Here is a 245-nt window from a genome sequence, read left to right as displayed (position 1 = left end):
TGGCTGCACGGCTCGAGCGTCACGTATACGGTGGAGCCTGCGACGTCATGGCCGCGCGCCCGCGCGTCCGTCAGCGCCTGCACCTCCGCGTGGTCCTGGCCGGCCGGCTGCGTGAAGCCTTCGCCGATGACGTGGCCGTCCTTGACGATCACGCAGCCGACGCGCGGGTTCGGCGCGGTCGTATACATGCCGCGCGCCGCGAGCGTCAGCGCGCGCTGCATGTGGGCGAAATCGGTATCCGAGAA

General features: G+C 70.6%; 1 protein-coding gene. It reads right to left on the bottom strand.

Annotated elements, in window-relative coordinates; all coding sequences use genetic code 11:
• On the bottom strand, positions 1-245 hold a 245-nt coding region (locus SB764_RS43710; protein WP_410867265.1), incomplete at both ends, for a deaminase.

The organism is Paraburkholderia sp. SIMBA_027, assembly GCF_046535315.1.
Lineage (GTDB): Bacteria > Pseudomonadota > Gammaproteobacteria > Burkholderiales > Burkholderiaceae > Paraburkholderia > Paraburkholderia tropica.
This window is presented reverse-complemented; position numbering and strand designations above follow the sequence as displayed.